Source organism: Ensifer sp. VA4 (genome assembly GCF_055710065.1).
The window spans coordinates 13,078-33,844 of the sequence record NZ_JBVQPO010000009.1; the positions used below are offsets into that span (position 1 = coordinate 13,078).

The window sequence follows — 20,767 nt, forward strand, 5'->3', positions numbered from 1 at the left end:
AATTGGTTCCCAGAGCCTTGGTGACAGGAAAACTCCGACTTAAGTCCGGTGTGCTCCGGCAAAGGTCCTAACGGCATTGTCGAATCTGAACGTCGCCGCCATTACTAGTTGAGCGTTAACCGCACCTTTGACGCTAGTGATCCCAGAGCGCGGCCCGCCAATCATTCCCGCGCTCTGGGGTCCGAATTGCCCCCGTACCCTACTGCGATGACTTACCAGCAGTTTTGCGCCTGGCGGCTCGTGACGGCGCTTGCGGTTCGACGGATTGACAGAGTGCATGTCAGCGGCGAGATGATCCAGGCGCGTACCGATCGCAGCTCGCCTGCGACCACCATCGCTCTTTGCTGAAGGCATAACGACAAGACTGCTGAACCGATGATGCACGGCAATCGTTCGATCTTCGAACGCCCCCTTTCTCTGATCGTCCTTTGGTGCCTCCTTCTGCTTGTCGGCGGAGGCATGCTTGCGGGCTGGGAGCGGCAGGTGCTGGTGGCCGAGCTTGAGGAAGAGAGCACGCTCCTCCACAGCCTGGCCTCACAGCGTGTCGATCAGCACGATGCGCACCTGACGGCGCTGTCGGCCGTGGCTGTCGCCTCCGAGGGCCGCAGGCACGACCTGTTTCTGGAGGTCTCCCGCACGATTGCGCGCTTCTATCCAAGGATCGACGAGGTTCAGCTCGTTCCGCTGGATCCCAACGCGGAGACGGTCGGAACAGCTCCACTCGACGTCGGAGCAGCAGAGCTTATCCGTGCGGCAGCAAGAGCATCGGACGGGCACATCGCTCTCCTGCCCCATCCGCAACGCCCTTACCACTACATCATGATCAAGCGTAGCCCGAACACCGACGAGGCGCGCAATGGTTTGATGCTCGGGATAGATGCCGCAAAATTGATCGGCGACGGCGGGCCGTTTTGGTCTCGCCCGGGTGTCGCGGTGCGCCTGTCGCTGCCGGACGGACACCGCCTGCTCCAGCCGACTGCCCTGCCGGAGGCAATCCGGTTCTCCAAGGCACTGAGCAGTGCATCGCAGCCGTTGCTGTTGGAAACGGGCATGGAAATAGGGCTTGCGGACATGTTCCCGCCCGTGCCGACCGGCCTGACACTTCTTGGGGTCAGCCTCGCCTATCTTGCGGGTTTGGCGGCATTGCGCCAGCGCGCCCGTACGCGCGTCGCCGAACAGCTGGCAACGCTCAGCGCCCTGGAATCACGCCTGGCACACGCTTCACGTGTCAACGCGCTCGGAGAAATGGCGAGCGGCATGGCGCATGAATTGACCCAGCCGCTGACCGCGATCCTGGCGCAGGCGCAGGCTGGGCGCCGGCTGCTCAGTCAAGGGCAGGATGCCGCACTTGCTCCGGTGCTTGAGGATACGGTGAGCCAGGCGCGCAGGGCATCCGCCATACTGGAAAGGTTCCGCAACTGGTCGCAACCCCATGCTGCGCCGGTTGCCGCTTTTGATCTCCGCAACGCGCTAGCAAATGTTGAAGCGCTGCTTCAGCCGGATGCGAGATCCCGCGGAATTCAACTCGATTTTCAGGTTCCGGGAACGCCGGTTTCGGTCGTTACCGACCCCGTCGAAATCGAACAGGTCGCATTCAATCTCGTCCGTAACGCACTTGAGGCATTGGCCGCACAGGCGTGCGACGCAGGGCGTGTAATCGTTACCCTGAGCGAGAATGATACCTCGGTGGTCTTCGAGGTTGCCGACAACGGCCCCGGCGTCCCGGGAACACTTCGGCCGCAGCTGTTCACGCCGTTCGTGACGAGCCGAGCCGGTGGCACCGGGCTCGGCCTGGCGCTGAGCCGGCGGCTGGTGGAACGGGCCGGCGGCGAGATCGTCCTGGTTGAGAGCGAGCACGGCGCCATCTTCCGGGTAACTCTGCCCCGCGGCCGCCGAACCGAGGAGCCGATGCGATGATCCTCCCCGTCTATCTCGTTGACGACGACGACGCGGTGCGTCGTGCGCTCAGCCTGTTGCTGTCGACCGTCGACATCAAGGTCACGGGCTTTTCCGATCCGCAAGCCTTTCTGGCGCAGGTTTCTCGCCTCGACCCCGGCTGCCTGGTGCTCGATATCCGCATGCCCGCCATCTCCGGCCTGAAGCTGCAGGAAAAGTTGGCGGACCATGGGATAGACTGGCCGACGATCGTTATTTCCGGGCACGGCGATATCGAAGCCTGCCGACGCGCCTTTCGCAATGGCGCGATCGACTTTCTCTCGAAGCCGGTGGACGAGCAGGACTTGATCGACGCGATCCACAAGGGCCACGAACTGCTGGAGCGCACGATGCGCGCGCATGCGGAGAAGGCGGAGACGCTTGCTTTGCTGGCGGCGCTCACCCAGCGTGAGCGTGAAGTTCTCGACCGTATCGCTGCGGGATTCACCACCCGCCAGATCGCTGAAGGTCTTGGTCTTTCGCCGCGCACGGTCGAAAGCCACCGGGCGGCAATCGGTGCAAAGCTCGGCAGCACGTCGCAGGCGGAGATGACCCGCATCTGGCTCGATGGGACGAAAACTCCGTAGAACTACGGATAGACGCGCAAGGCCTACGAATATCCGCGATGGCCGAGGGGGGATAATCTTTCCACATCAACAGGAAAGGAACCCATGATGATCCGCAATATCGTGCTCGCCGCCGCGCTTCTCGCTCCCGTCGCCGCCACGGCGCAGGACCTGCCGACCGCGGCCTACCTGCCGCTCGACATGGCCGTCAAGGCTGCCGAAGCCGCAGTGAAGGCCTGCGCCGCGGAAGGCCACAATGTCAGCGTTGCCGTGGTTGGCCGCGATGGCGCAACCAAGGTGCTGCTGAAGGCCGACAATTCCGGTCCGCATACCGGTAACAGCGCGCAGGGCAAGGCCTTTACCTCCGCTGCCATGGGCCGCGAGACGGCTGGCCTCGGCGAGTTCATCGCCTCCAAGCCGGCGAACGAAGGTCTTCGCGACATGGACGCACGCATGGTGATCCAGGCCGGCGGCGTGCCGATCAAGTTCGGCAAGGCCCTGGTGGGCGGCATCGGCGTCGGCGGCGCGCCGTCGGGCGATATCGACGCGAACTGCGCAACGGCCGGTCTCCGGGCAATCAGCGCCAAATAATCTGCGCCAAGTCATCTGCAGAGCATCAGAGGTAGCCCTCCCAGGAGGGCCGCTCACACCCCCTGGCGAGAGCTGGGGGTTTGTGATTCAGGGATAGTCGGACAAACCCGACAGCGAACGTCCGCGCTCCGACCCGTCAGTCAGCGGACGCATGAATGCCCAAACCCGGCTCCGCGCTGACCCCTTGAAATTGCAGCCGCCCGCTCCATCTAAGGGCCATCACCCGTTTCGAGAGCTTGTCATCAGCGATGCTATTGGCATTCAATGACGGCACTCCGGGTTCGAGCAGGGCGCTCCTCGGAACACGGGTCGAGCGCCCTGTTTCGTTGAACGGGAATGCTGTCGGCGATGTCGTCGATAAGCGGCATCATCGATTTCCTGCCTCAACCGAACTTACCAGCACTCTCAGCCCGCCTTGATCCGCTTGCGATAGACGAGATACGCACCTGCGGCACTCATCGTCGCGAGTGCGAACCACGTCAACGCATAGACCATATGGCTGTTGCGAAAACGAACGATCGTAAGGCCGCCGATCGGCAGCCCGCCGGGATTAGGCGTGGCGTCTGCGTCGATGAAATAGGGTGCCATATCTTGCAAGCCCTTTGCCGCGGCGATCGCGGCGACATCGCGGGAAAACCAGCGATCGCGCGCCGGATCATTGGATCGCAGGAAGGCGCCACCCGGTTCGCTAATGCGCAACAGGCCCGTGACCGTCACATTTCCGGCAAGCTCGCCCCCGGCACGGTCGCCGACATCGCGGCGATCGGAGGGAACGAAGCCGCGATTGACGAGGACCGCCGAACCATCCTCGCGCAGCATGGGCGTCAACACCCAGAAGCCGGCGCCGCGCTCCGTTACCGCCTGGACAAGCACCGATTTTTCGTGGCTGAAAGCGCCCGTCGCGGTGACGCGGCGGTACTCGTCCTTCTCGCGGCTTATCTCGTTCCACTCCGCTCTGGCAGGTGCCGGCATCGGCTGTGCATGGACGCGCGCCTCTACCCGAGCGATGAGATCGAGCTTCCAGAAAAGCCGTTGGACCTGCCAGCTGCCAAGCAGAGCGAACACGACAGTGAGAAGCAACAGGGCGCCCGTCAGCCTCAGACGGGCGTGCGAGGTTGCGCGGTCCCTTCCCTTCACCTCATGATCGGCGATCATCGTCGTGTCCGCATGGCCTGCCCGGCGCTCAGGGCATGTTCTTCATCATCTCGTGGGTCATCGGCATCATGTTGGTGTTGAGGTGATGCATGACCCAAAGCGATCCTGCAAGCGCGATGCCGACGATGACGATCGTGAAGATCAGCGCCATCAGTGTCCAGCCACCTTCGGAGCGGGCGTTCATGTGCAGGAAGTAGATGACGTGCACGACGATCTGGACGACGCCAATGCCCATGACGATGACGGCCGTCAGAAGCTTGTTGTCGAGCACGCCGCCCATGACCAGCCAGAATGGAATTGCCGTCAGGATCACTGACAGGATGAAGCCCGTCATATAGCTCTTGAACGAACCGTGGCCGGCAGCATCGCCGTGATGACTGTGCGCGTGGTGAGGTTCGAACGCGCTTTCGTGGTCGGAATGTGCGCTCATCCGAGAACTCCGAGCAAATAGACGAAGGAGAAGACGCCGATCCAGACGACGTCGAGGAAGTGCCAGAACATCGATAGGCACATCAGGCGGCGCCGATTATCCGGGATCAGCCCATGTTTGCTGACCTGCACCATCAGCGTGATCAGCCAGATGGTGCCGAAGGTGACGTGCAGGCCGTGGGTGCCGACCAGCGTGAAGAAAGACGACAGGAAGGCCGAGCGTGACGGACCGGCGCCCTCATGAATGAGGTGATAGAACTCGTAGAGTTCGACCGCGAGGAAGGTCGCGCCGAACACGCCGGTAACGCCGAGCCAGAACAGCGTCTCCATCTTGGCGTTGCGCTCCATCTGGAGCATGGCAAAGCCATAGGTGATCGACGACAGAAGCAGCATCGCCGTGTTGAAGGCGACGAGGCTGAGGTCGAACAGGTCGGCTGGTGACGGCCCGGCCGCGTAGTTGCGGCCGACGACGCCATGCGTGGCAAACAGAACGGCGAAGATGAGGCAGTCGCTCATCAGGTAGAGCCAGAAGCCCAGCATAGTGCTGTGTTCCGGATGATGCTCTTCCGTCAGATAGAACTGCGGCTTTTCGTTCTCTTGAACTTGGGTCTCGTTCATCGGTCTCAGGTCCGTTCCGCGAGCAGCTTGGAGCGCGCATCTTCAGTCGCCGCAACAGTCTCTGCGGGGATGAAGAAATCTCGCTGATAGTTGAAGGTATGGCCGATCGCGACCGTCAGGAGGGCGATGAAGGACACGGCCGCCAGCCACCAGATGTACCAGATCAGCGCAAAGGCAAGCACGACGCTGATGCCGGCGAGGATGATGCCCGTGCCGGTGTTCTTCGGCATGTGGATCGGCTTGAAGCCTTCGAGCGGACGCTCGTAGCCGCGGTTCTTCATGTCGTACCAGCCGTCATGATCGTGCACGATCGGCGTGAAGGCGAAGTTGTAGTCCGGCGGTGGCGATGACGTCGACCATTCGAGCGTGCGCCCATCCCAGGCGTCGCCGGATGTCTCGCGCAACTCCTCGCGACGAAGGAAGCTGACGATCAGTTGCATGATGAAGGACGCGATGCCGATCGCGATCAACACCGCGCCGAAGGCGGCGATGATGAACCAGGTCTGCAGCGACGGGTCTTCGAACTGGCTGACACGGCGGGTGACGCCCATCAGGCCGAGCACATAGAGCGGCATGAAGGCGAAGAAGAAGCCAATCTGCCAGAACCAGAAGCTCATCTTGCCCCAGAACGGATCGAGCTTGTAGCCGAAGGCCTTCGGCCACCAGTAGACGAGCCCGGCCATCAACCCGAAAAGAACGCCGCCGATGATGACGTTGTGGAAATGGGCGATGAGGAACAGCGAGTTGTGCAGCACGAAGTCGGCCGGTGGGATCGCCAGCATGACGCCGGTCATGCCGCCGATGACAAAGGTCACCATGAAGCCGATGGTCCACAGCATCGGCAATTCGTAGCGGATGCGGCCGCGATACATGGTGAAGAGCCAGTTGAACATCTTCGCGCCCGTCGGGATCGAGATGATCATCGTGGTAATGCCGAAGAAGGCGTTGACCGAGGCGCCAGACCCCATCGTGAAGAAGTGGTGCAGCCACACGATGTAGGACAGGATCATGATGACGCAGGTAGCGTAGACCATGGAGGTGTAGCCGAACAGGCGTTTGCCGCAGAAGGTTGCGACAACCTCGGAGAAGATGCCGAAGGCCGGCAGGATGAGGATGTAGACCTCGGGGTGGCCCCAGATCCAGATGAGGTTGATGTACATCATCGGATTGCCACCAAGGTCATTGGTGAAGAAGTTCATGCCGACGTAGCGGTCGAGCGACAGGAGCGCCAGCGTGGCGGTCAGGATCGGGAAGGTCGCGACGATCAGGATGTTCGTGCAGAGCGACGTCCAGGTGAACACCGGCATCTTCATGAAAGTCATGCCCGGCGCGCGCATCTTGACGATGGTGGCGATCAGGTTGATGCCCGATAGCGTGGTGCCCACGCCTGCCACCTGTAGACCCCAGATGTAATAGTCGACGCCGACGCCAGGACTGTAATCCGCGCCCGAAAGCGGCGGATAGGCGAGCCAGCCGGTGCGCGCGAACTCACCAACGAACAGCGACATCATGATGATGACGGCGCCGCCGACGGTCATCCAGAACGAGAAGTTGTTGAGGAAGGGGAAGGAGACGTCGCGTGCACCGATCTGCAGCGGTACGACATAGTTCATGAAACCGGTGACGAAAGGCATGGCCACGAAGAAGATCATGATCACGCCATGGGCGGTGAAGATCTGGTCGTAGTGATGCGGGTTGAGGTAGCCCTCGCTGCCATTGAAGGCGATCGCCTGCTGCAGGCGCATCATGAGGGCATCAGCAAAGCCGCGCAGCAACATGATGATCGCCAGGATGATGTACATGATGCCGATCTTCTTGTGATCGACGCTCGTGAACCACTCGTGCCAGAGATAGCCCCAGAGCTTGTACTTCGTGATCAGGGCGAGGATCGCGAGACCGACCACCGCCACGACCGCGAAGGTCACGACGAGGATTGGCTCATGATAGGGAATTGCTTCCCAGGTAAGCCGCCCGAAGATGAATTGCGTGAGGCTGGTGTCACCGAACATGGGTCGTCCAATTTATCTCTGTATGCGGCCCGAAGGCCTGGGCGCCCGCCGGAAGGCTGGCGAGGGCGCGAAAGTCCTAGTTTGTCTTGTGAATGTCGTGGTTCATCGGTTGCGGCGTCTGGGGTTCTTCCTTGACGCCGGCGGCCGGCTCTTCGCTTCGCGCCGGATTGCCGGTCTCAGGGAAGGTGGCTCCGGGCGCTGCCGTTTCAGTCACACCGCCCGCATGGCGGTTGTCATGCTCGAGCTTGGCGCGGTTCTCGTGGCTTTCGACGCCGGCCCCACCCATCATATCGATGTGCATCATCTCGCTCATACACATCTGCCCGGCTCGAACGCACATATTGAGCACGGCGTCATAGAGGCCGTCTTCGACGGAGGCGAAGTAGCGCACTGGTTCCCTGACGCTCGGTTTTTCGAGCTTCAGGTAGGCATCGCGGTTGAGAATCGTGCCGTTCTGCTTCACCTGAGCAACCCACTGGTCGAAGCCCGCCTGGTCCACACCGTGGAACTTGAAGCGCATATGCGAGAAGCCGTCGCCGCTGTAGTTGGATGAAAGTCCTTCGTATTCGCCTGCCTTGTTGATGACGGCGTGCAGCTTGGTCTCCATGCCGGGCATGGCATAGATCATGCCGGCGAGTGCCGGAACGTAGAAGGAGTTCATCACCGAGGAAGCGGTGATCTTGAAGTTGACCGGCACATCGACCGGCGCGGCCATCTCGTTGACGGTGGCGATGCCATAGTCCGGATAGAAGAACAGCCATTTCCAATCGAGGGCCACGACCTCGACCGTGATCGGCTTCGTTTCTTCGCTCACCGGTCGAGCCGCATCGATCCGGTCGAGCGGCCGATAAGGATCGAGCTTGTGGGTGCTCACCCAGGTGATCGCGCCGAGCGCGATGATGATCGCCAGCGGCGCCGACCAGATGATGACTTCGAGGCCCGTGGAATGATGCCACTCCGGATCATATTTGGCAGCCGTATTCGACTGGCGGTAGCGCCAGGCGAAGAAGAGCGTCAGGAAAATGACGGGAACGATGATAAGCAGCATCAGGACCGTCGAGATAACGATCAGATCCCTCTGCTGTGCGGCGATATCGCCGGATGGCGACATGACAACCATGTTGCATCCCGTGAGAACAGAGAGCAACAGGACTGATATCATCGATCGTCCGGCTAAACTGAATGGCTTCGGCATTGCGGCCTCAACTTGCGTTTTGTCTAGTCGGCATTACTCGGGCACGATCGCGCATGGAAGTGAGGTCCATCGTCGCAGCGCAGCATTTTGCCGCAGTGCAGTGACGGCATTATCGCTCTATGCGCGTTTGTACTGGCGCAATGGCTTTTGTACTGGCGCAATGGCTACTGTCGGTTCGATGCCGGCCGGCGAACGCTGGGCACGAATTCGAATGAGGCAGGTGCGCAGGTACGTGCACGGCATTCTTGATATCAGACGCCAATTGGTCAACACTCTAACGACAAGACGCAAGTTCGTCGGAGAAGTTCATGGTTTCGGTCGCTCACCCCACATCGTCCGGTCTCGAACGCGATGCACGTCGCATTCATGAGGACGACAAACCTCTGTCTCCGGGCAGTATCGCCATCGGCGTCGTGATCGGGCGAACCTCGGAATTCTTCGATTTCTTCGTTTACGGCCTCGGTTCGATCCTTGTCTTCCCGAAGTTGATCTTCCCGTTCGCGCCGAACGCAGTAACCGCGACGCTGATGTCCTTCGCGCTGTTCCCCCTCGCCTTCCTTGCCCGCCCCGTCGGCTCCTTCGTCTTCATGTGGATCGACCGGAACTACGGACGCGGCACGAAGCTGACCGTGGCCCTTGTCATTCTCGGCGGCTCGACGGCGTCGATCGCATTTCTGCCCGGCTACGACACGATCGGCTACTGGGCCGTGGCGCTGTTGGCGCTGTTTCGATTGGGACAGGGATTCGCGCTCGGCGGCGCCTGGGATGGCCTCGCCTCGCTGTTGAACCTCAACGCGCCGCAAAACCATCGCGGCTGGTACGCGATGATCCCGCAGCTCGGCGCGCCGATCGGCTTTGCGCTGGCGAGCATTCTCTTCGGCTATTTCGTCAGCAACCTCTCAGAGGCGGACTTCCTCGCCTGGGGCTGGCGTTATCCGTTCTTCGTCGCCTTCGCGATCAACGTCGTAGCGCTCTTTGCGCGCCTGCGCATCGTTGCCAGCAAGGAATTCGGCGCAGCCATGGAGGCCAAGGAACTCGAGGCACGGCCGATCTTCGAAATGCTGAGCAAACACAGCATCGACGTCGTTCTCGGCGCCTTCGTGCCGCTTGCGAGCTTCGCGATGTTCCATCTCGTCACCATCTTCCCCTTGAGTTGGGTAACGCTCAATGGTGGCCAGTCGGCTGCGGAATTTCTTTGGGTGCAAGTGGCGGGTGCCGCCGTCGGGGCCATCGGCATCGTGCTGTCGGGCGTGATCGCCGACCGGGTCGGCCGCCGCAATCAGCTGATGATCGGCGCGATCCTGATCGCAATCTTCAGCTTCTCCGCGCCCTTCCTGCTCGATGCCGGCGGCAAGGGCCAGGACGCCTATATCCTGATTGGCTTTGCCATCCTCGGGCTCTCCTTCGGCCAGTCCTCCGGTGCCGTATCTTCGCGCTTCACGCAGTACTATCGCTACACCGGCGCCGCACTGACGTCGGATCTCGCCTGGCTTGTTGGTGCCGCCTTTGCGCCGCTCGTGGCGCTCGGCCTCGCCAGCAGCTTCGGCATCATTTTCATCGGCGGATATCTGATTTCGGGTGCAATCTGCACGATCGCGGCGCTCAGCCTGTCCCGGGCACTCGACCAGCAGTAGTGGCGGCGGCAGCCGTTCTGCCTGGCATCGTCAGAGGCGAACCTGACGTGGAAAGCCCCGGTCCATCCCCGGGGTCGACGCGATGATGCGCAATCATCCGTGCATCTGGTCCACCAGCCAATACACGATCGCAAGGCCGAGGCCGGACCCGAAGCTTCCGTCGGCCCGCAACTGAAACGCTTGGTCAGTCCATCCAGCGTTTCCGCGTCGATGACGGCGCTTTCGTTACGTGCCGGGACAGCACCACACCAACGCGGGCGGCTGTGTTCAACTCAGCCAGAGTATGACCACCACCATGTCGATGACTATCAATAGACCCAAAGGAACGTCGGCGTGAAACCTTCGTCCTGCAAGTATTCTGATACTTCAATCAGCGGCAAGAAGAGCAAAAGCAGGCAGGCTTCTCTGAGATTCCGGCGGACGATTTTCGGCGAAAAAGTCGTCTCGCAGGCCTCCAAGTACAAGTTCGGATTGGGCCAGAACAGCGGAGTTCGGTTTGCATAAGCCTGATAGGCCTGCCCAAACCGGCCCTGCAAGAAGCGCTCCTCCTGTCGCGCGGTCCTCAGCAATACGATGTAGGCGATCGCGCCGAACAGGGAGGCGGCGGCGATGGATCCGAACATACAGCCGATTCCGACGGCGCCGATTGTAGAGAAGAGATAAAGCGGATTCCTGGTGATCGAGTAGGGGCCACTTACCACCAGTTCGACGTTCTTGCGGCCACCGATATAGAGAATGCTCCAAAGCCGTCCAACAATGCACAGTACCACGAGCGCAAGGCCAATGTGCTCGATCAACTCGTGAATGGCTGACGCTTCGCTCCATGCGGGTCGAGCCAACAGCAGGCCGGTGACCCCCAGAACGATGCCCAAGCGAAGAATTCGCAGGCGCGGCCTTTGGTCAACCGGTGGCTGCATCCAGAAGGAAGCGGTGGGGTCCATCATCGCTCAAACTCCGGCAGAGCAAATCTCCGCTCAAGCTCCGCTTCACGCACCGACTGCCTCCCCTGCTACCGGATTTGGTTCAGCCGAAGTTCTCTCGATTCGTGAGCCATAGCGCAGATACAAGGACGGCAGGACAAACAGGTTGAGCAGGGTCGAGGTGACGAGTCCGCCGATGATGACCACCGCCATTGGATGTTCAATCTCGTTTCCCGGTACCTGCCCAAGGTAAACCAGTGGAACGATCGCCAGCCCTGTGGTCAGGACAGTCATCAGGATCGGTGAAAGCCGCTCACAGGCTCCGCGCAGGACGAGACCCGGTCCGAAACTCTCGCCTTCGAACTGTTCGAGATGCTGATAATGATCCACGAGCAGAACACCATTGCGTGCAGCGATGCCGAGCACCGTCAGAAAGCCGACCAGCGATCCAAGCGAAATGACGCCGTCGCCGGCGTATGCAGCCAACAGACCACCAACCAAGGCAGCCGGCAGGAGAAGGTATGCCAGCAGCGCAAGCCGCCAGCTTGCGAATGAGGCCTGCAGAAGGAAGAAGATCCCTATCGCTGCACCAATCGAGAAGAGCACGATGTTCTTTTCGGCTGCTTCCCGCTCCGCGTATTCGCCAACGAGTTCCGGATGATACTCTGGAGGGAATTCCAGCCGCGCAAGTCGCTCCTTCACGTCTGAGACAACAGAGCCAAGGTCACGGCCCTTCACATTGGCAGCGACGTCGATGCGGCGTGAGACCTTTTCGCGCTTGATGACGTTCGGCGTCGGGGCGACTTTCACCTCTGCGATATCGGCGAGCCGCACGTGGCCGCCAGCCGGTGTGTCGATCAAGAGATCGCCGATGCTGCCGATATCGTGCCGGGTTTCGGGCGCTCCCCACACCATCACATCGTACAGGTTCGGTCCGCGATAGATATCGCTCACCTCGATGCCAGCCAGAATGGTGGCGGCAGCCCGGCGGACATCTCCCGGCTTGATTCCGTGTGATCTCGCGGCGGCGAGATCGAGCTGTATCGTGATATGCGGGATGTCCTCCTGCAACTCGGTGTGCAACGCGACCAGGCCGGCGACATCCCCGAGAGCTTTCTTGACATCCTCGGCCTTCGCGCGCAGCACATTCAGCTCGGGGCCATAGATGCGGACGACGAGCGCCTCGCTTGCGCCGGTCAAGACCTCGCGGACTCTCTCTTTAAGATATGTCTGTACGTCACGGTACAGACCGGGGTAACCGTCGACGACCTCCTGAATAGCTGCGAGTGTCTTGTCGTAGTCGGCTTCCGGCGCGACGCTCACCCAGTTTTCCGTGAAGTTGATGCCGACGACTTCGTCCGATGCCACGGCGCGCCCGACATGCGCGCCGAAATTGCGGACACCGGGAATGTTGCGCAGCTCGGCACTGGCCTTGATGGTGATCCGGTTCATCTCCGGATAGGACGTACCGGGCTTCGTCACCCAATGCATTAGGAAATCGCGCTCTTTGAAATCAGGGAGCAGCGAGTTGCCGAGCAACGGCAGAACCGCCAAACCGGTGGCCGTAACGATCCCGGTGAGTGCGAAGACCGTCCGCGGCGCGCCTATGATCCGAGACAGGATCCTGCGGTAGCCCCCTTGGAGCGCGCGCAGGAAAGTCGGGGCGTTCGCGTCCAGGGGCGCCCGCGCATACAGTATCAGGCTCAGAGCAGGCGTGACGGTCAGCGCCACGAGCATCGAGGCAAAAAGGGCCAGCGTATAGGCCAGAGCCAACGGCTTGAAGAAAGCCCCTGACAGGCCATCCAGAAAGAAGACCGGCAGGACGGCGAGAATGATGATCAGGGTCGCATAGACGATGGCCCGCCGGATCTCCAACGATGCTTCGAGGACAACGGTCGCGACCGGCTTCGGATGAGCGAGACGGCGGTTTTCGCGCAAACGTCTTACGATATTTTCGACATCGATGATGGCGTCGTCGACTACCGCCCCCAGAGCAATCGCAAAACCCGCCAGGATCATCGTGTTGATCGTTGCCCCCATGGCATCCAAAACGAGACCCGCGGCCACCAGGGACAGCGGAATTGCAACGAGACTGATCAGCGCGGCTCGCCATTGATAGAGAAAGGCGATGAGGACAAAAACGACGAGAATGCTGCCGACAATCAGAGCGTTCGAGAGATTGTCGAGGGACATCTCTATGAAGGTTGCCGGGCGGAATATGGTGGGATCGACTGCTATCCCTGGCAGGCCGGGTTTGAGAAGCTCCAATGCCTTATCCACTCCCTCGGTGACCTCCAGGGTGTTGGCCCAAGGAAACTTTTCGACGATCAGCAGAAGGCCTGGTCCATCGTTGACGATGCCGTCGCCGATCATCGGTGGATGGCCCTGCACGACGTCGGCTATGTCGCCAAGGCGCAAGGACGCGTCGGTCGCAGTAGGAAACGCCACGCGAGACAGATTTTCCGGGGATGTCACCGGGAGGACGTGTCGCACGTTCAGCCGCTGGTCGCCCGTATCGATCAGCCCCCCGGTCTGTGTTTTCGATTGCCGCCTGTGCGGCAGCAAGCCGACATCGAGCGCGTCTCCGGTCGTCTCCAGTACCTGGTCGAGCGTGATGCCAAGAGCTCTCAGCCGCTCCGGATTCACCTGGACTTGCAACTGGCGTTTCCGAACCCCCCAGGCGGCCACATTCGCAACACCTGGCACGGTCATGAGCCTCGGACGGATCGTCCAGCGGTATATTTCCGAAAGTTTGATGAGGGACATTTCGCTCGACGAGAGACCGATCTTCATGACCCGGCTTGTTGCGGACAGTGGCTGAATGATAAGTGGCGGGCGCGCTACGTTTGGGAGCAACGGTTTTGCGACTGCGAGCCTCTCCTGCACCAGTTGCCGCGCTGAAATCAGATCGGTCCCGCGCTTGAAGATGAGAACCACGGATGACAACCCGGGGACCGACTTCGAGCGCATGGTCTCCAACCCGGGAGTGCCGGCAAAGGACAATTCCAATTGCAATGTGACCAGGGATTCGACCTCTTCGGTTGAAAGGCCGAGTGCCTCGGTCTGGATCTCTACGAGAGGCGGCGCGAATTCAGGAAACACGTCTGTCCGCATCTCCCGAAGCTGGCCCACCCCGAAGAAGATCAACATTGCAGCGGCAAAAACCAGGAAAAAACGTATCCTGAGACTTCCTTCAATGATCCAGCGCATCATCGCTAGGCCTCCCGACTAATGGCCGACCCCAAACTCGACGCCGTACAGTATGGGCGCTCCGATCGTTACGATCTCAGTACCGACTGCGGGCCCCTCGGACAGGAGGGCGAGATCCTTGCTGACGTAATCCACTTGGATGGGATGCCGCACGAATGTCAGCGGCTCCGACGTCATATAAACCCACGCCTGGCCGTGCTCGTCATAGAAGACAGCGCTGAACGGGATGGCTTGCCTTGCCATCGCTGCATACGGCAATTCGATGAGAACGCGCGCCGCTGGCGGCAAGGCCGAGCCCGCATCTTCCACGACATAGTAAAGCGACCCGGCTCCGTCACCGCCATCAACGGGGTTTGTTGGGAACACCATTCGTGCCTGCAACGTTCGAGACCCAGCGTCCTTGACCAGAGGAATGACGAGTGCAGGTTGGTCCTGTGCCACTTTGGGCGCGTCGCCGATCGGCAAAACGCGTAGCCAGGCCCTTCCGGCATTGGCGGAGGGCGAGGTCCCGGCAACGTGCGAGATGCCGGCTGCCAACTGGGACGCTCCCGCCGCAAGACCGATACGCTGCAACTCGCTGGCATCCACCACAATCGCGGCGACCTGCCGTTTGCGAACGGCCATCATCTCGCGAACTGCAGCAGTCTCTATTCCCAGTCGCTCGACAGCGCTCGCTTTCAAGATGACACGATTGAACTTCGATCCTGGCAGCGGCTCGACATGGGCAGGCTCATCCTTGCCGACGGAAGCAGCTTCCAATTGCCCGCCCAGAAATGAGAGACCCGTCACGATGAGCGCAAGGCCGATCCAGTGACTACTCCGCGGCATGTCTAATACTCCCTTCAGTCCGGAACTCCGGTTCGATCACGTCTTCAGGCGCGGGCCTGAAGAGCAGCGCCGCGTAAAAGGCAGGCAGAGCGAACAGGACCAGGAACGTCGATGTCACGAGACCTCCGACGATGACCACGGCCATGGGGTGCACGATTTCCAGGCCCTCCGCCGTGCCCCATATGAGAAGGGGAAGAAGTGCGAGCGTTGTGACGATGGCGGTGGTCGCTATGTGCGTGCAATGTGATCCTGCCACCTGCTGGATGACATCCGGCCGAAGGGACTGGTGCTCCTTCTGCTCGACGCGCTGGAAATGGTGCACCAGAACGATTGCGCCGCGCATCGTGATCATCAGCACCGCCAACAGTCCCGCCAGCGATCCAATTGTGACGACGCCTCCGCCGATGAACGCTGCAAGGATGCTGCCCGTCAATGAAACCGGGAGAAGCAGGTACACCAGCGCGGCAAGGCGCCAGCTTCTGAGAGAAGCCTGTAGAAGGAAGAACACGCCAATGACGGCGGCAACGGCGAAGCTCACGAACCAGGCCGGGACAATCAGCGACCCACCGTCTTCTCCAATCACCTCGGCATGGTACTCGAGCGGGAAGGAAATGCCCTGCAGCTTCTTCTCGACGTCCGCCAGCACCGCTGCGACATTGCGGTCCCCCATGTCCGCAATGACATCCACATGCCGCGAGGCTCCGTCCCGGCTGATGACCGCGGGGTTCGACGTGAGACGAACGTCGGCGACGTCGCCCAGGCGGATCTTTTGTCCACTTGCTGTATCGACCAATATTTCACTGATCTGGTTCGGGTCACGCCGCATCTCCGGCGCACCCCAGACCACCACCTCGAAGATCTTTTGCCCCTCATAGAGGCTGCCGACCTCGATACCACCAATGAGCGTCGCTGCCGCGCGGCGTACGTCTCCTGGCTTCAGCCCATAGCGCTCTGCCGCAGCCAGATTGGCTTCGATTTCCACGCTCGGCTCCTGTTCACGCGTGCGAATGCGAGGATCGACAATGCCGGGCACATCAGAAAGTGCCTGCTGAACCTTCTCTGCCACTTGCTGCAGGCTATCCCATGCGGGGCCGTAGATCTGGACGACCACAGCTTCGCCCCGATCACCCGTCAATTCCCGAACCCTTCGGGTCGCGAATGACATCGGCTCGCTACGGACCCCTGGATATTTTTCGAGGGCCTGCAGGACGGAGCTCACTGTCTGGTCATAGTCAGCATCCGGATTGATGCTCACCCACAGTTCGCCGGAGTTGATCCCTGCAACGGTGTCCGACTGAATGGCGCGCCCCATGATCGCACCGACTTCACGAATACCGGCGACAGCCCTCACCTCCTTGGAGGCCTCGCTCAGCATCTGGCTCATGCTCGGATAGGACGTTCCTTGCGGCATCGTCCAGCTGATCAACAGGTCCCGATCCTTGAATGCAGGAAAGAGAGAGGGACGAAGGAAGGGAACCGCGAGCAGTCCCAGAAGCACAAGCAACCCAATGGCGGCTGCCGCAATTCGTGGCGACGCGACAACCCTCGACAGAAGGCCTTCATAGCGTCTGCGGATTCCCTCGAACGGTGGTTCGCGGGCTCCCTGCGCACCCGTCGACATAAGAAGGCGTAGTGCCGGGGTGACGGTCTTTGCGACGATCATCGATGCCAGCAACGCGACCACGATTGCCAGGAAGAGCGGCTGAAGCAAAGCACCCGCCGTTCCTTGGAAGAGGAACGGGAGAATAGCCAGGGCCGCAATCACCGTAGCGTGCAGGAGTGGCCGGCGCACCTCGATTGCCGTCGCGAGGACCTTGGTCGAGGCCGGTTCGGCGCCGCGCTCCTCGGGAATCCTGCGACTGATATTGTCGGCGTCGACGACCGCATCATCAATGACAGCGACGAGAGCCGCAACGAGCCCCGCCAGGATCATCATGTTGATCGTTACACCGGACAGGACGAAACTTGTCCATGCGGCCAGCAGCGACAGCGGGATCGCCACGACTGCTATGAGCGCCGCCCGCCAATTCCTTAGCAGCACGATCAAGGCCAGAAGTGCCAGTATGCCGCCCGCGATGGCAGCGCCGGCGAGATTGTCGAGCGAGGTTTGGATAAAGGTGGCGGGCCGGAAGATGCTGGAGGCGATGTCCACTCCGGGCAAGCCCGGCTTCAAGGCCTCAAGTGCCTTTTCCACACCTTCTGTCACCCGCTGGGTGTTGGCTCCGGGTAACTTCTCGACCATCAACAAAAGGCCCGGTGCATCTTTGACAATGCCGTCCCCAATCATCGGCTGATGCCCCTCGACCACGCTCGACACATCGCTCAGGAGCAGTGTGGAGCCATCCGCGGCGGGAAACGATATGTGGGCAAGTTGCTCGGGGGAGGAAATGGGAAGAATATGCCGAATGTCGTAGCGCTGGCTGGGCGTATCGATGAAGCCGCCATTTCCAGGTGTCGAGGCACGCAGGAAGGTCAGCGGCGAAACCCACAGAGCGTCACCGGCCGCCTTTATGACATCATTCAACTGAACGTGCTTATCTCTAAGCTTTTCCGGATCCACCTGAACCTGCAGCTGGCGCTCGCGCTGCCCCCATATGGACACGTTCGCGACACCTGGCACACTCATCAGCCGAGGCTTGATCTTCCAACGCGCCAGGATTGAGAGCTGGATGAGAGATTGGCTATCCGAAGACAGACCGATCTGCATGGTTCGGTTCAGCGACGACACCGGCTGCAGCATGGTGGGAGGCTTCGAGACTTTCGGAAGAGCGCTCGTTTGCAAAAGCCGCTCCTGCACCATCTGGCGTGCATTCATCATGTCGGTTCCTGGCCTGAACACAAGAACGACCGAGGAAAGGCCGGTAATCGAATTGGAGCGCATTGCCTCCAGCCATGGAACGCCGGTCAGTATTTCTTCCAGGGGGTTTGTGATGAGTGCTTCGACTTCGGCGGCCGCCAGACCGAGCGCTTCGGTTTGGACCTCCACTTCCAGCGGCCCGAACTCGGGAAGGAGATCGACAGATTTGGATCGGAGTTGCGACATCCCCAAGAATAGCAATATCGCAGCGCAAAGAAGAACCAGATACCTAAACTGCAGGCTCAAGCTGATAATCTTGCTCAACATGGTATCCCTCCGGCTCAAAGTCTCTCACCTGACCCTGGTGAACTCTGTTTCTCGCGATCGTCCGATCTTGAGGCGCCTGCTGCATGCCTGAAATCTAAGGATAAAACACATGCAGCTATTCAAAGTGTCACAGCCCCCATCGCACGTCTCACAGGACGTCAGGCGCTGTGGTCGGTTCCACGACGAGGAGAGGGGTGCGGCCGACTTTACTGACGCTTGACGGCGCGCCCCTTCGCCGAGCTCAAATGAGGCTTCGGCATCCATGGTTTGCCGGGATAGTCCGGGTTTGCCAGGATAGTCCGCCAAACGGCAGGGCATACGCGCATTACTGGCGCAGAATAATCGGCACGTTGAAGCAGCGTTTTGCCTTCTTGTGAACCTCCTTGAGGTCCTGCGAACAATACGTAAGGAGGCTGGATCTGACTGTATTTTGATATGCTGCCGAAGTTGCCAGCTTAGCGTGACGGCGCCACTTCAACATCCGCAGCGTATTTCTGTGTTAGAGCGTCACCTCTGATTGTTCAAACTACAGCGATCATCAATGCTATTTGTATTTTCACATATGTACTTCAGTACAAAGACAAAACTATAATCCTGCCTACTTCTACAAGCAAACGCCGCAAAAGATGACAATTTCCCTCTTTGTGAAGAATATATTACATTATGGTTTTTTCAAATAACCAAAAATAGCTAGGGATATCTCATTGATTATATATGTAATTCCAAAGAGTTGCTTACGAATGTTCTTGATGCACGACCACGTTAGGTGTTTACTGTGGCGTCAGCGCAAAATTCGATCGGATGTTATCCAAGGGGGCTTCAATGAAACCTGCTCGCCACTATCTAGCGCTCGGCGCGCTTGCCTTTTTCTTGTCAGGAGTGACCGACGCGTCTGCCGAAGAACAGGAGATCGCCTGCAAGAAGGTGCCGTCGGCCGTGCGAGACGCCTTCGACAAGGCCTATCCCAACGCGACGGTCAAGGCCTGCGCCAAGGAGGTCAAGAACGGAGAGTTGATGTATGAAATCGAAAGCATCGAAGGTAAGACAGCGCGTGACGTGGTGTACGATCGCGATGGCGGGGTCATCGTCGTTGAGGAATCACTGCCGATGGAAGCAGTGCCGGAGGCGGTGCGCACGGCCGTCAGCACCAAATTCGCCGGCGGAAAGATCAAGCTTGCTGAGAAGCTGATGCGCGACGGTAAAGAAAGATACGAGCTTCAGATAGCCTATCAGGGAAAGAACCTGGAAGCCATATTCGACCCCGACGGAAGCGAAGTGAAGGAATGATGGGCGAGAGCGGGCCCCGCCACCTCGACAGTGAGGCTGACGCAGGCGCTCTCTGACAGGTGCCCGTAACCGGGGTGGATCGGCACCGGCGCCGAATAGCCGCGCCGCAAGAAAAGCGCTGCGGCTGGGCAACCAAATCGCGGCTCTCCGCGATGGCAAGGTCATCCAGCAGGGCACGAGCCAAGACATCGTGCTAGATGTTTAGTCCCGGCATTTGATGGAGCGGATCGAGCGTGAAGCATTCGGGTTTTGAAGCCCAAGCCTTGCAGATGAACTCGTAAGGGGTGAGGCCCTTCAGGGTCTTGAGTCTGCGGCCGAAGTTGTAGGCAGCGACAAAGTCGGCAAGATGCTGGCGCAGTTGCTTGTGGCTTTCGTAGTGGAAGCGCCTGACGGTGGCCTCCTTGATGGTTCGGTTCATCCTCTCAACCTGGCCGTTGGTCCAGGGATGCTTTGCTTTGGTCGTGCGGTGCTCGATATCGTTCGTGGCACAGGTGTATTCGAATGCATGGGCCCAGAAGCGTTCGCCATTGGCGATGGCTTCTCTAATCAGCGGCACGGCGGACCCTCCGGCACCAGGTGTGGTGAACTGGATGCCGTTGTCGGTAAGCACGGTGCGGATCTTGTAAGGGACGGCTGCGAGCAAACGCAGCAGGAACTCGCGTGAGACGGCGGTGGTGGCCTTCTCGTGCAGTTCGACAAAGGCGAACTTCGAGGTGCGATCGATGGCAACGAACATGTGCAGCTTGCCCTGTTCGGTGCGCACCTCGGCAATGTCGATGTGGAAATAGCCGATCGGATAGCTCTTGAACTTCTTCTTTGCCGGCTTGTCGCCATCGACATCCGGCAGACGACCGATGCCATGGCGCTGCAGGCAGCGGTGCAGCGAGGAGCGCGTCAGGTGCGGGATCGTCGGCTGCAAGGCATAGAGGCAGTCATCCAGCGGCAACAGCGTGTAGCGCCGGAAGGCAACGATAACCGCTTCCTCCTCGACGGAGAGGACCGTCGATCTCGGCTCCTTCGGGCCGGTCGGAAGGTCCGCGACTGAGGTTCGTTTGCGCCACTTGGCGACCGTCTTCTGATTGATGCCGTAGCGCTTGGAAAGCGTTCTCAGGCTCTCTTGACTATGCTGTATCGCTCGACGCACCGCCTCTGTCGTCGTGGCGCTCCCATGTAGAACCTGGCCCATAGCGCATCCTTTGATTCGGAAGACAAGGATGCCCCATCAAAGTCTGGGATCAAACATCTAGGGTGCACACGGCATGCCAA

The 20,767-nt window shown here is 60.1% G+C and carries 15 protein-coding genes; 5 read left to right on the plus strand and 10 right to left on the minus strand.

Annotation, left to right across the window (positions count from 1 at the left end; all coding sequences use genetic code 11):
- Nucleotides 1-375 precede the first annotated feature (375 nt).
- From AC0C6X_RS16780 to AC0C6X_RS16790, 3 genes are all read left to right on the plus strand, one after another.
- The gene (locus AC0C6X_RS16780) at nt 376-1,917 is read left to right on the plus strand and encodes a sensor histidine kinase (protein ID WP_472954132.1); all 1,542 of its coding nucleotides are present in this window, start codon (nt 376-378) and stop codon (nt 1,915-1,917) included.
- Nucleotides 1,914-2,522, plus strand: coding sequence for a response regulator transcription factor (locus tag AC0C6X_RS16785; RefSeq protein WP_472954134.1), 609 nt, complete (start codon nt 1,914-1,916; stop codon nt 2,520-2,522). The genes AC0C6X_RS16780 and AC0C6X_RS16785 overlap by 4 nt, the downstream gene beginning before the upstream one ends.
- 87 nt (nt 2,523-2,609) lie before the next feature.
- Nucleotides 2,610-3,092, plus strand: coding sequence for a GlcG/HbpS family heme-binding protein (locus tag AC0C6X_RS16790; protein ID WP_472954442.1), 483 nt, complete (start codon nt 2,610-2,612; stop codon nt 3,090-3,092).
- A gap of 405 nt (nt 3,093-3,497) precedes the next feature.
- On the opposite strand, the gene AC0C6X_RS16795 is transcribed toward AC0C6X_RS16790, so the two are convergent.
- The 5 genes from AC0C6X_RS16795 to cyoA form a co-directional block, all read right to left on the minus strand.
- Nucleotides 3,498-4,247 carry an SURF1 family protein gene (locus AC0C6X_RS16795; protein WP_173518315.1) on the minus strand — a complete coding sequence of 250 codons (750 nt, stop codon included), beginning with the start codon at nt 4,245-4,247 and terminating at the stop codon, nt 3,498-3,500.
- A 28-nt stretch (nt 4,248-4,275) separates the two neighbouring features.
- Nucleotides 4,276-4,677, minus strand: a complete 402-nt coding sequence (cyoD, locus tag AC0C6X_RS16800; RefSeq protein ID WP_173518314.1) for a cytochrome o ubiquinol oxidase subunit IV — start codon at nt 4,675-4,677, stop codon at nt 4,276-4,278.
- The gene (gene cyoC / locus AC0C6X_RS16805) at nt 4,674-5,294 is read right to left on the minus strand and encodes a cytochrome o ubiquinol oxidase subunit III (RefSeq protein ID WP_472954137.1); all 621 of its coding nucleotides are present in this window, start codon (nt 5,292-5,294) and stop codon (nt 4,674-4,676) included. The genes cyoD and cyoC overlap by 4 nt, the downstream gene beginning before the upstream one ends.
- A gap of 5 nt (nt 5,295-5,299) precedes the next feature.
- Entirely contained in the window at nt 5,300-7,303 is a 2,004-nt protein-coding gene (gene cyoB / locus AC0C6X_RS16810) for a cytochrome o ubiquinol oxidase subunit I (RefSeq protein ID WP_173518312.1), read from the minus strand.
- Nucleotides 7,304-7,379: 76 nt separating this feature from the next.
- Complete coding sequence (gene cyoA / locus AC0C6X_RS16815; protein ID WP_432704721.1) at nt 7,380-8,498, minus strand: ubiquinol oxidase subunit II; 1,119 nt, start codon at nt 8,496-8,498, stop codon at nt 7,380-7,382.
- Between the two features lie 308 nt (nt 8,499-8,806).
- Here cyoA and AC0C6X_RS16820 point away from each other — a divergent pair, with 308 nt between their 5' ends.
- Nucleotides 8,807-10,132, plus strand: coding sequence for an MFS transporter (locus tag AC0C6X_RS16820; protein ID WP_173518310.1), 1,326 nt, complete (start codon nt 8,807-8,809; stop codon nt 10,130-10,132).
- Nucleotides 10,133-10,440: 308 nt separating this feature from the next.
- On the opposite strand, the gene AC0C6X_RS16825 is transcribed toward AC0C6X_RS16820, so the two are convergent.
- The 4 genes from AC0C6X_RS16825 to AC0C6X_RS16840 are packed head-to-tail and all read right to left on the minus strand — an operon-like array spanning nt 10,441 to nt 18,214.
- Nucleotides 10,441-11,076: a methyltransferase family protein gene (locus AC0C6X_RS16825; protein ID WP_173518309.1), complete on the minus strand. Its 636-nt coding sequence runs from the start codon at nt 11,074-11,076 to the stop codon at nt 10,441-10,443.
- Nucleotides 11,077-11,118: 42 nt separating this feature from the next.
- Nucleotides 11,119-14,265 (minus strand): efflux RND transporter permease subunit, encoded by a 3,147-nt coding sequence (locus AC0C6X_RS16830; RefSeq protein WP_472954141.1) that lies wholly within the window; start codon nt 14,263-14,265, stop codon nt 11,119-11,121.
- 15 nt (nt 14,266-14,280) lie between these two features.
- Nucleotides 14,281-15,090, minus strand: coding sequence for an efflux RND transporter periplasmic adaptor subunit (locus AC0C6X_RS16835; RefSeq protein WP_173518307.1), 810 nt, complete (start codon nt 15,088-15,090; stop codon nt 14,281-14,283).
- Nucleotides 15,077-18,214, minus strand: coding sequence for an efflux RND transporter permease subunit (locus AC0C6X_RS16840; RefSeq protein WP_472954144.1), 3,138 nt, complete (start codon nt 18,212-18,214; stop codon nt 15,077-15,079). The genes AC0C6X_RS16835 and AC0C6X_RS16840 overlap by 14 nt, the downstream gene beginning before the upstream one ends.
- Nucleotides 18,215-19,036: 822 nt before the next feature.
- Here AC0C6X_RS16840 and AC0C6X_RS16845 point away from each other — a divergent pair.
- Nucleotides 19,037-19,501, plus strand: coding sequence for a PepSY-like domain-containing protein (locus AC0C6X_RS16845; protein ID WP_472954147.1), 465 nt, complete (start codon nt 19,037-19,039; stop codon nt 19,499-19,501).
- 193 nt (nt 19,502-19,694) lie between these two features.
- Here AC0C6X_RS16845 and AC0C6X_RS16850 read toward each other — a convergent pair whose 3' ends face one another.
- The gene (locus AC0C6X_RS16850; protein ID WP_472954149.1) at nt 19,695-20,687 is read right to left on the minus strand and encodes an IS481 family transposase; all 993 of its coding nucleotides are present in this window, start codon (nt 20,685-20,687) and stop codon (nt 19,695-19,697) included.
- Nucleotides 20,688-20,767: the final 80 nt, after the last annotated feature.

What these genes read in the sequence shown, in the direction of transcription:
- cyoA (WP_432704721.1), bottom strand. Translation starts at nt 8,498, where the DNA reads ATGCCGAAGCCATTCAGTTTAGCCGGACGATCGATGATATCAGTCCTG.
- AC0C6X_RS16795 (WP_173518315.1), bottom strand. Translation starts at nt 4,247, where the DNA reads ATGATCGCCGATCATGAGGTGAAGGGAAGGGACCGCGCAACCTCGCAC.
- cyoB (WP_173518312.1), bottom strand. Translation starts at nt 7,303, where the DNA reads ATGTTCGGTGACACCAGCCTCACGCAATTCATCTTCGGGCGGCTTACC.
- cyoC (WP_472954137.1), bottom strand. Translation starts at nt 5,294, where the DNA reads ATGAACGAGACCCAAGTTCAAGAGAACGAAAAGCCGCAGTTCTATCTG.
- AC0C6X_RS16825 (WP_173518309.1), bottom strand. Translation starts at nt 11,076, where the DNA reads ATGATGGACCCCACCGCTTCCTTCTGGATGCAGCCACCGGTTGACCAA.
- AC0C6X_RS16785 (WP_472954134.1), top strand. Translation starts at nt 1,914, where the DNA reads ATGATCCTCCCCGTCTATCTCGTTGACGACGACGACGCGGTGCGTCGT.
- AC0C6X_RS16840 (WP_472954144.1), bottom strand. Translation starts at nt 18,214, where the DNA reads ATGTTGAGCAAGATTATCAGCTTGAGCCTGCAGTTTAGGTATCTGGTT.
- AC0C6X_RS16790 (WP_472954442.1), top strand. Translation starts at nt 2,610, where the DNA reads ATGATCCGCAATATCGTGCTCGCCGCCGCGCTTCTCGCTCCCGTCGCC.
- AC0C6X_RS16850 (WP_472954149.1), bottom strand. Translation starts at nt 20,687, where the DNA reads ATGGGCCAGGTTCTACATGGGAGCGCCACGACGACAGAGGCGGTGCGT.
- AC0C6X_RS16820 (WP_173518310.1), top strand. Translation starts at nt 8,807, where the DNA reads ATGGTTTCGGTCGCTCACCCCACATCGTCCGGTCTCGAACGCGATGCA.
- AC0C6X_RS16835 (WP_173518307.1), bottom strand. Translation starts at nt 15,090, where the DNA reads ATGCCGCGGAGTAGTCACTGGATCGGCCTTGCGCTCATCGTGACGGGT.
- AC0C6X_RS16780 (WP_472954132.1), top strand. Translation starts at nt 376, where the DNA reads ATGATGCACGGCAATCGTTCGATCTTCGAACGCCCCCTTTCTCTGATC.
- AC0C6X_RS16845 (WP_472954147.1), top strand. Translation starts at nt 19,037, where the DNA reads ATGAAACCTGCTCGCCACTATCTAGCGCTCGGCGCGCTTGCCTTTTTC.
- cyoD (WP_173518314.1), bottom strand. Translation starts at nt 4,677, where the DNA reads ATGAGCGCACATTCCGACCACGAAAGCGCGTTCGAACCTCACCACGCG.
- AC0C6X_RS16830 (WP_472954141.1), bottom strand. Translation starts at nt 14,265, where the DNA reads ATGATGCGCTGGATCATTGAAGGAAGTCTCAGGATACGTTTTTTCCTG.